The organism is Streptomyces sp. NPDC029014, assembly GCF_055564695.1.
The window spans coordinates 50,506-58,721 of the sequence record NZ_JBVHVT010000058.1 but is presented as its reverse complement, the minus strand read 5'-3'; the positions used below and the strand labels follow the sequence as shown (position 1 = coordinate 58,721).

The following is an 8,216-nucleotide window of genomic DNA, read 5'->3' as shown; positions in this document are numbered from 1 at the left end:
ATCATCCGCGACCTCGACCTGCTGCGCCCGATCTACGCCCAGACCGCCGCCTACGGCCACTTCGGCCGCGAGCTGCCGGACTTCACCTGGGAGCGCACCGACCGCGTCGAGGCCCTGCGCGCCGCCGCCGGCCTGTAGGGGCGCCTGCACCCGCCTGCCCGAAGGGCCCCGGACCGCCAGGTCCGGGGCCCTTCGGCGTACTCTCCGGCCGTGGACGCTCACCCGAGGATGACGGCGCTGATCGAATCGGCCTGGAAGGAGCTGGCGGGCCCGGACACGGGCTGCCGGGACCTCTGCCTCGAACGCGTCGGCGACGTTCTGGAGACGGGCCGGCTGGCGCAGGAGGACGCCGAGCGAGTGGTCGAGCGCCTCGTCCCGGTCGCACTCTTCGACGAGGGCTTCCCGGTACGGGAGTCCGCTCTGAACGCCGTCTGTACGGCCGCCATGCGGTACGAGCTGTCCTACCGGGTGGTGGAGCCGCTCGCCGACGGGGCGGACGGTATCGAACCCCCGCTCCTGGACTACGTCCTGGCCACCTTGGGCGCCACCCACGACGAGGCGGCACTGCCGACCGTCGAGCGGTTCCTCGGCCATGCGCACCCCAGGGTGCGCGAGGAAGCGGCGCAGGCAGCGCAGGAGCTGCGCTGGTGCCCGGAGAGGGCGAAGGCCGCGCACCGTGCCGACGCCGCCCGACAGGGAGCTGCGCAGACGGACCAGCCGTGCTGCCCAGGGGCGAACCCCCGTCGCCGGCGGAGGCCTCGGGAGCGGGCATCGGGGGCCGACGTTGTCGGTGGGCTTTGGTAAGAATGCGGTGTGAGCAGCGAGAACGAGGCCGGCAGGCGGGGCGGGGACCAGGATCCCGGCGGCCCGCCGGAGCAGCTCGCGCTCATCCGGGAGATGGTCGCCGAAGCGAAGGCCAAGGCCCCCAAGGCCAAGCCGCGCACCTGGCGGGGCGCGGCCCTGGCCCACGACCTGCCGATCGCCCGGGTCCTCGTCAACAAGGGCGTCCTCCACCTCGACCAGCTCTGGGACTACGCCGTCCCCGAAGAACTCTCCGAGGCCGCGCAGCCCGGCGTCCGCGTCCGCGTCCGCTTCGGCGCCGGCTCCCACCACGTCCACGGCGGGCGCCGTGAGGGCGGCCGGCTGATCGACGGGTTCATCGTCGAGCGGCGCGCCGAGTCCGACTACAGCGGGGCGCTGGCCGCCCTGGCCCACGTCGTCTCGCCCGAGGTCGTCCTCACCCCCGGCCTGCTCGCCCTCGCCCGGGCCGTTGCCGACCGGTACGCCGGCAGCCTCGCCGACGTCCTCCAGCTCGCCCTGCCCCCGCGCAACGCCCGCGCCGAAGCCAAGCCCTCCCCGGCGCCGCTGCCCCCGCCCGCAGCCCCCGACCCCGGCGGCTGGACCCGCTACGGCGCCGGACCCGCCTTCCTGCGGTCCCTCGCCGCCGGCGGCATCCCGCGCGCCGTCTGGACGGCCCTGCCCGGCCCCGGCTGGGCCGACGAGCTCGCCCGGGCCATCGCGGCCACCCTCGCCTCCGGCCGCGGCGCCCTCGCCGTACTGCCCGACGGGCGCACCGCCGCCCGCGTCGACGCCGCGCTCACCGCCCTGCTCGGCGAGGGGCGGCACGCCCTGCTGACCGCCGAGTCCGGCCCCGAGAAGCGCTACCGGGAATGGCTCGCCGTCCACCGCGGCTCCGTACGCGCCGTCGTCGGCACCCGGGCCGCGATGTTCGCCCCCGTACGGGACCTCGGACTCGTCGCCGTCTGGGACGACGGGGACTCCAGCCACAGCGACGACCGCGCCCCCTTCCCGCACGTCCGCGAGGTGCTGGAGCTGCGCGCCGTCAGCGAGGGCTGCGGATTCCTCGCCGGCAGCACCAGCTGCACCGTCGAAGCCGCCCAGCTCGTCGCGTCGGGCTGGGCCCGGCCCCTGACCGCGGACCGCGACACGGTCCGGGCCTGCGCCCCCCGCATCCGCACCGTCGGCGACGAACTCCTCGCCCGGGACGAGGCGGCCCGCGCCGCCCGCCTGCCCTCCCTGGCCTGGGAGACCGTCCGGGACGGGCTGAAGACCGGCCCCGTCCTCGTCCAGGTCCCGCGGCGCGGCTACGTCCCCCGGCTGGCCTGCGAACGCTGCCGCACCCCCGCCCGCTGCCGGGCCTGCGCGGGCCCGCTGGAGGCCCCCGACGCGCGGGACCTCACCTGCGGGTGGTGCGGGCGGCCCGAGCCGTCCTGGCACTGCGAGGAGTGCGGCTCGTTCCGGCTGCGCGCCCAGGTCGTGGGCGCCCGACGGACCGCCGAGGAACTGGGGCGGGCGTTCCCGGCCGTGCCCGTACGGACCTCCGGGCGCGACCACGTCCTGGACGAGGTGCCCGACCGGCCCGCGCTGGTGGTGTCCACCCCCGGCGCCGAACCCGTCGCGGCCGGCGTCGGGTACGCGGCCGCGCTGCTCCTGGACGGCTGGGCCATGCTGACCCGGCCCGACCTGCGGGCCGGCGAGGAGGCGCTGCGGCGGTGGATCGCGGCCGCCTCCCTGGTGCGCAGCGAGGGGCAGGTCGTGGTGGTCGCCGAACCGACGCTGCGGCCGGTCCAGGCCCTGGTGCGCTGGGACCCGGTGGGCCACGCGGTGCGGGAGCTCGCGGAGCGGGCCGAGCTCGGCTTCCCGCCGGTGTCCCGGATGGCCGCCGTCGTCGGGCGGGGCGAGGCGGTGGAGTCCTTCCTGGCGGGCGCCGCCCTGCCGGCGGACGCCGAGGTGCTGGGCCCCGTACCGCTGCCGGGGCGCCGCGGGGAACCGTCCCCCGGGGAGCGGGCCCTGGTCCGGGTGCCGCCGGGCAGCGGGGCCGCGCTGGCCGCCGCGCTCAAGGCCGCCCAGGCGGCGCGGATGGCGCGGGGGGTGCCGGCCGCGGAGGCGGTCCGGGTCCGGATCGACCCGCTGGACATCGGCTGACGGGCCGAGGGGGGGCAGCGGGCCGTGGCCGGTGGTCGGCGTGTGGTGGCCGCTGTTCGGTGGTCGGTGGTCGGTGGTCGGTGGGCGACCGGTGCGGTCGACGCCGCGGTCCGATGCATTTCAGTCCGCCGTGGTCCGAGCGCCGTGGTCCGACCGCTGGGGTCCGACTGCTGCGGTCCGGGTCCGATTGCTGAGCGCCGAGCGCCACTGTGCGGCCGAACGCCCCCGGTCGGCGGGGCCGGCGGGGGCGTTGCGGTCACGGTGTCAGCGCACCGGCCGGCGGGGGTCGGCGTCCCGCGGCGGGCGTCGCGGGGTCAGCCGTTCCGGGGGCCGGGCAGGGCCGCCGGGCGGGATCCGGCCCCGGCCGCCTGGGTCTCCTCGCGCACCGGCTGGGGCGGCACCGAGCGGGCCGCCGGGACCGTGGGCAGCGGCCCGAGGGTCCGCGTCGCGGTGCCCTCGGCCAGCGGCTCGGCCGCCTCGGCGGCCTGTGCCCGCCGTGCGCCGTACCGCCGGTGCACGGCCTGCTTGGTGACGCCGAGCGCCGAGCCGACCGCGTCCCACGAGAAGCCGAGCGAGCGGTCGAAGTCCACCGCCGCGGTGACCAGCGTCTCGACGCTGTCCCGCAGTTCCTGCGCGAGCCGGACGGTGGGGGCGGGCGCGCGCCCGTAGACGACGAAACCCGTGGAGGGACCGGAGCGGCGGGGGCGGTAGACATTGCCCAGCTGAGCGGTGAGCGTGCGCAGCGCATCCACCTGCCGGCGGACCCGCTCGATGTCCCGCACCAACAGGTGAAGACTGGCCCGCGCTTGGGCGTCGTGGGTGGCGTGGTCGGCCATGAAGAAGCCTCTCGAACCGGTGCTGAAGAGCGGACAGGGCCGCAGACACCGATCTTGCGCGGCCCGGTTTCGGTCAATCTCTCTTGACCAACGCGCCACCCGTGGAGGAAGTCACGCTTCGGGGGCGTGTCGGCATATGCGAGAGGCGCGCGTGTGTACGTACGCCCCCTGAGCGGCCGGATCGCGGCCCGAGCGGGTTCCCTCCGGGTCCGCCCCATAGACTGGTGCGCTGCTGACTAGCCGAGATCGCGAGCGAGAATAGCGAGGTAGACCCCCAGTGAAGCTCGTCTTCGCAGGCACCCCCGAGGTCGCCGTGCCCGCCCTGGACGCCCTGATCGCCTCCGGGCGGCACGAGGTCGCGGCCGTCGTCACCCGGCCCGACGCCCCGGCCGGCCGCGGCCGCCGGCTCGTCGCCAGCCCGGTCGCCGAGCGCGCCGAGGAGGCCGGCATCGAGGTCCTCAAGCCGGAGCGGCCGCGCGACCCGGCGTTCCAGGCCCGGCTGCGCGAGATCGCCCCGGACTGCTGCCCGGTCGTCGCCTACGGCGCGATCATCCCCAAGAGCGCCCTCGAGATCCCCCGCCACGGGTGGGTCAACCTGCACTTCTCGCTGCTCCCGGCCTGGCGCGGGGCCGCGCCCGTCCAGCACTCCATCATGGCGGGGGACCAGGTCACCGGCGCCTCCACGTTCCGCATCGAGGAGGGCCTCGACACCGGACCGGTCTACGGGGTCCTGACCGAGGAGGTCCGGCCCACCGACACCAGCGGTGACCTGCTGACCCGCCTCGCCTTCGCCGGCGCCGGGCTGCTCGCCGCCACCATGGACGGGATCGAGGACGGCACCCTGCGGGCCGTCGAGCAGCCCGCGGACGGGGTCTCCATCGCGCCCAAGATCACCGTCGAGGACGCGCGCGTCGACTGGACGGCGCCGGCGATGCGTGCCGACCGCGTCGTCCGCGGCTGCACCCCCGCGCCCGGCGCCTGGACCGTGTTCCGCGGCGAGCGACTCAAGATCATTTCGGTGGGCATGGTGCCGGACCGCACGGACCTGGCGCCCGGCGCACTGGCCCCGGCCAAGAACAACGTCTACGTCGGCACCGGCTCGCACGCCGTGGAGCTGCTCTGGGTGCAGCCCCAGGGCAAGAAGCCGATGCGCGGCGCCGACTGGGCGCGCGGCGTCCGCATCGCCGCGGGCGAGCAGCTCGCGACGGCGTAACCTGAACCCCGGACGCCCATTTCACCCCGTATATCCATTTTCCGGAGCACCTTTCACGTGAGCGAACAGCCCCGCCGTCGTCCCGCCGCCCCCGGCGGCAAGCAGCCCAAGCCGTACCGCCGGCCCAAGAAGGACCCGGTCCGGATCCTGGCCTTCGAGGCGCTGCGGGCGGTGGACGAACGCGACGCGTACGCCAACCTCGTCCTGCCGCCCCTGCTGCGCAAGGCCCGCCAGAACGAGAACTTCGAGGCCCGGGACGCCGCACTGGCCACCGAGCTCGTGTACGGGACGCTGCGGCGGCAGGGCACGTACGACGCGATCATCAGCGCCTGCATCGACCGCCCGCTGCGCGAGGTCGACCCGCCGGTGCTCGACGTCCTCTCGCTCGGCGCGCACCAGCTCCTCGGCACCCGCATCCCGACCCACGCGGCGGTCTCGGCGAGCGTCGAACTGGCCCGCGTGGTGCTGGGCGACGGCCGCGCCAAGTTCGTCAACGCCGTCCTGCGCAAGATCGCCGCGCATGACCTCGACGCCTGGCTGGAGCGGGTGGCCCCGCCGTACGAGGACGACGCCGAAGAACACCTCGCCGTGTACCACTCCCACCCGCGCTGGGTGGTCAGCGCCCTGTGGGACGCCCTCGGCGGCGGGCGGGCCGGGATCGAGGACCTGCTGGAAGCCGACAACGAGCGCCCCGAGGTCACGCTCGTCGCCCGGCCCGGCCGCTCCACCCCCGAGGAACTGACGGCCGCGGTCGGCGAGGGCGCGGCCCTGCCCGGCCGCTGGTCCCCGTACGCCGTCCGGATGGCCGAGGGCGGCGAGCCCGGCGCCCTGGAGGCGGTGCGCGAGGGGCGCGCCGGCGTCCAGGACGAGGGCAGCCAGCTCGTGGCGATGGCCCTGGCGGCCGTCCCCGTCGAGGGCCGCGACGAGCGCTGGCTCGACGGCTGCGCCGGCCCGGGCGGCAAGGCCGCCCTGCTCGGCGCGCTCGCAGCGCAGCGCGGCGCCTTCCTGCTCGCCTCCGAGAAGCAGCCGCACCGGGCCGGCCTCGTCGAGCGGGCCCTGTCCGGCAACCCGGGCCCCTACCAGGTCATCGCCGCCGACGGCACCCGCCCGGCCTGGCTGCCGGGCTCCTTCGACCGGGTCCTGATGGACGTGCCGTGCTCGGGGCTGGGCGCCCTGCGCCGCCGCCCCGAGGCGCGGTGGCGGCGCCGGCCGCAGGACCTGGAGGGCTTCGCGCCGCTGCAGCGCGCCCTGCTGCGGGAGGCGCTGGACGCGGTGCGGGTCGGGGGCGTCGTGGGCTACGCGACGTGCTCGCCGCACCTGGCGGAGACACGGGTCGTCGTGGACGACGTCCTGAAGGGCCGCGGCGCAGCCGCCCGCCCGATCTCGGCCGAACTCATCGACGCCCGCCCGTACATGCAGGGCGTCCCGGGCCTCGGCGAGGGCCCCGACGTCCAGCTCTGGCCCCACCTCCACGGCACGGACGCGATGTACCTGGCCCTGCTGCGCCGCACGGCGTAGGGGCGGGGGGCTGCGGGTAGGGCGGGAGCAGGAGGCACGGCGGGGGCTGCGGTGACGCGGGTGCGCGGGGCCGGGGCTGAGCGGCTGGGCGGGGGCGTGGGCACGGGGATGCCCGCACCCGGGGTCGGGGCGGTTGGCCGTGGCGGAGCGAGCGGAATGCACGCACCCGGGGTCGGGGGAGGCTGGCCTGTATCCCGGAAGGCGGGATGCCCGCACCCGGGGTCGGAGGCGTATCCGGGGGCTTCCCGGCAGCCCATTGTCCTTCCGGTGCGGGCCGGCCAGTCAAGGGCGCTCCTTCGTCGCGTCGCTGCGCGATGGCCTCCGGCCACCCTTGACAGACCGACCCACCCCGGAATGCCAAAGAGCTGCCGGGAAGCCCCCGAAGGATGGCCAGGGGGCACGAGAGGCAGAAGCGGCCCTCGTCAGGGCAGCAGGCCCTGACTCCGCCTCGCGGCATCCCAGCCACCCGGGACCGCCAGTTCCCGGCCCCGTCGGACAGGCGGGCACCAAAAGCGGCTTCCCAAGCCCGTAGCGGGGCCCCGCGGGAGCAATGGGCGCCCAACCTGCCGGAAATGTTGACGACAAGCCCATCCAACCCCCCAACGCCCCAGATCGCTACGCGCTCCTCTCAGCTCAGCGACCGACCGCCGCCTGGGGCAGGTGGGCGCCTCAAATCGCTGCGCGCTTTTCATTTCTCGGCGGCTGACGGCAGCCCGGGGCTGGTGGGCGCCTCAAATCGCTGCGCGCTTTTCATTTCTCGGCGGCTGACGGCAGCCCGGGGCTGGTGGGCGCGGCAGGTCGCTGCGCGCGCTCCCCATTTCGCGGCGGCCGACCGGCCTCGGCGAGGTTCTCGCGGACGATGCCGTGCACCATGCGCGTTTGGGGCTTGGAGGCGCATCGGGCCGTCGTGCGCTGCGGTGGGATCGGCGGCTGATCTGGCGCCCGGGTCCTTACGGTGGTCGGTTGCTGAGCTGCGGTGGGAGCCGGTGTGGTGCTCTGTCGCCGACGCTGAGAAGGTCGCCAGTTGCTGGGAGAGCGCGTAGCGCTCTGACGCCCAGCCAGCCTGCCCTCGGATGGCCTATGCGCGTCGGGCAGCGTCAATTTCGGCTGCCAGTAAGGCCATCGAGCGCAGGTCCGTGAAGTACTTCGCCGCGTACTTGTGGCCGCCCATGGACGGGTCCGCCCCGGGCGGTGGTCGGTCGCTGAGATGAGGAGAGCGTGTAGCGATTTAAGGCGCCTACCAGCCCCAGGCGGCCGTCGGTCGCCGAGGAATGAGGAGCGCGTAGCGATCTGGGGCGTTGGCGGGGGCTGGATGGGCTTGTCGTCAACATTTCCGGCAGGTTGGGCGCCCATCGCTCCCGCGCGGCTCGGATACGGGGCTTGGGGGCGTCTTTTGGTGCCTGCCTGCCTGGGACAGGGCGGGACCTGGCGGTCCCGGCTGCTTGGGATGCTGCGGGGCGGAGCCGGGGCGCGCTGCTCTGGCGAGGGCCGTTTCTGGTTGTCGTGCCCCCTGGCCATCCTTCGGGGGTTTCCCGGTAGCTCTTTGGCGTTTCGGGGTGGGTCGGTCTGTCAGGGGTGGAGCGTAGCGACATCGCGTAGCGACGCGACGAAGGAGCGCCCTTGACGGGCCGGCCCGCACCGAAAGGACAATGGGCTACCGGGAAGCCCCCGGATGCTCCTCCGACCCCGGGTGCGGGCATCCT

The 8,216-nt window shown here is 75.5% G+C and carries 6 protein-coding genes; 5 read left to right on the top strand and 1 reads right to left on the bottom strand.

Annotation, left to right across the window (positions count from 1 at the left end; translation table 11 throughout):
* The 3 genes from ACZ4VL_RS27960 to ACZ4VL_RS27950 all read left to right on the top strand — a co-directional run.
* Positions 1-138 (top strand): methionine adenosyltransferase domain-containing protein (locus ACZ4VL_RS27960; RefSeq protein ID WP_468205095.1); only part of this gene is annotated, 138 nt, incomplete at its 5' end.
* 72 nt (positions 139-210) lie between these two features.
* Entirely contained in the window at positions 211-804 is a 594-nt protein-coding gene (locus ACZ4VL_RS27955; RefSeq protein WP_468205089.1) for a HEAT repeat domain-containing protein, read from the top strand.
* Between the two features lie 9 nt (positions 805-813).
* Positions 814-2,946: a primosomal protein N' gene (locus ACZ4VL_RS27950; protein ID WP_468205087.1), complete on the top strand. Its 2,133-nt coding sequence runs from the start codon at positions 814-816 to the stop codon at positions 2,944-2,946.
* A gap of 314 nt (positions 2,947-3,260) precedes the next feature.
* Here ACZ4VL_RS27950 and ACZ4VL_RS27945 read toward each other — a convergent pair whose 3' ends face one another.
* Positions 3,261-3,782, bottom strand: coding sequence for a hypothetical protein (locus ACZ4VL_RS27945; protein WP_361091479.1), 522 nt, complete (start codon positions 3,780-3,782; stop codon positions 3,261-3,263).
* A 277-nt stretch (positions 3,783-4,059) separates the two neighbouring features.
* Between ACZ4VL_RS27945 and fmt the strand changes: the two genes are divergently transcribed.
* Together fmt and ACZ4VL_RS27935 are read left to right on the top strand one after the other, a co-directional pair.
* Complete coding sequence (fmt, locus tag ACZ4VL_RS27940; RefSeq protein ID WP_404238610.1) at positions 4,060-4,995, top strand: methionyl-tRNA formyltransferase; 936 nt, start codon at positions 4,060-4,062, stop codon at positions 4,993-4,995.
* Positions 4,996-5,052: 57 nt separating this feature from the next.
* Positions 5,053-6,513, top strand: a complete 1,461-nt coding sequence (locus ACZ4VL_RS27935) for an RsmB/NOP family class I SAM-dependent RNA methyltransferase (protein WP_468205084.1) — start codon at positions 5,053-5,055, stop codon at positions 6,511-6,513.
* Positions 6,514-8,216 lie beyond the last annotated feature (1,703 nt).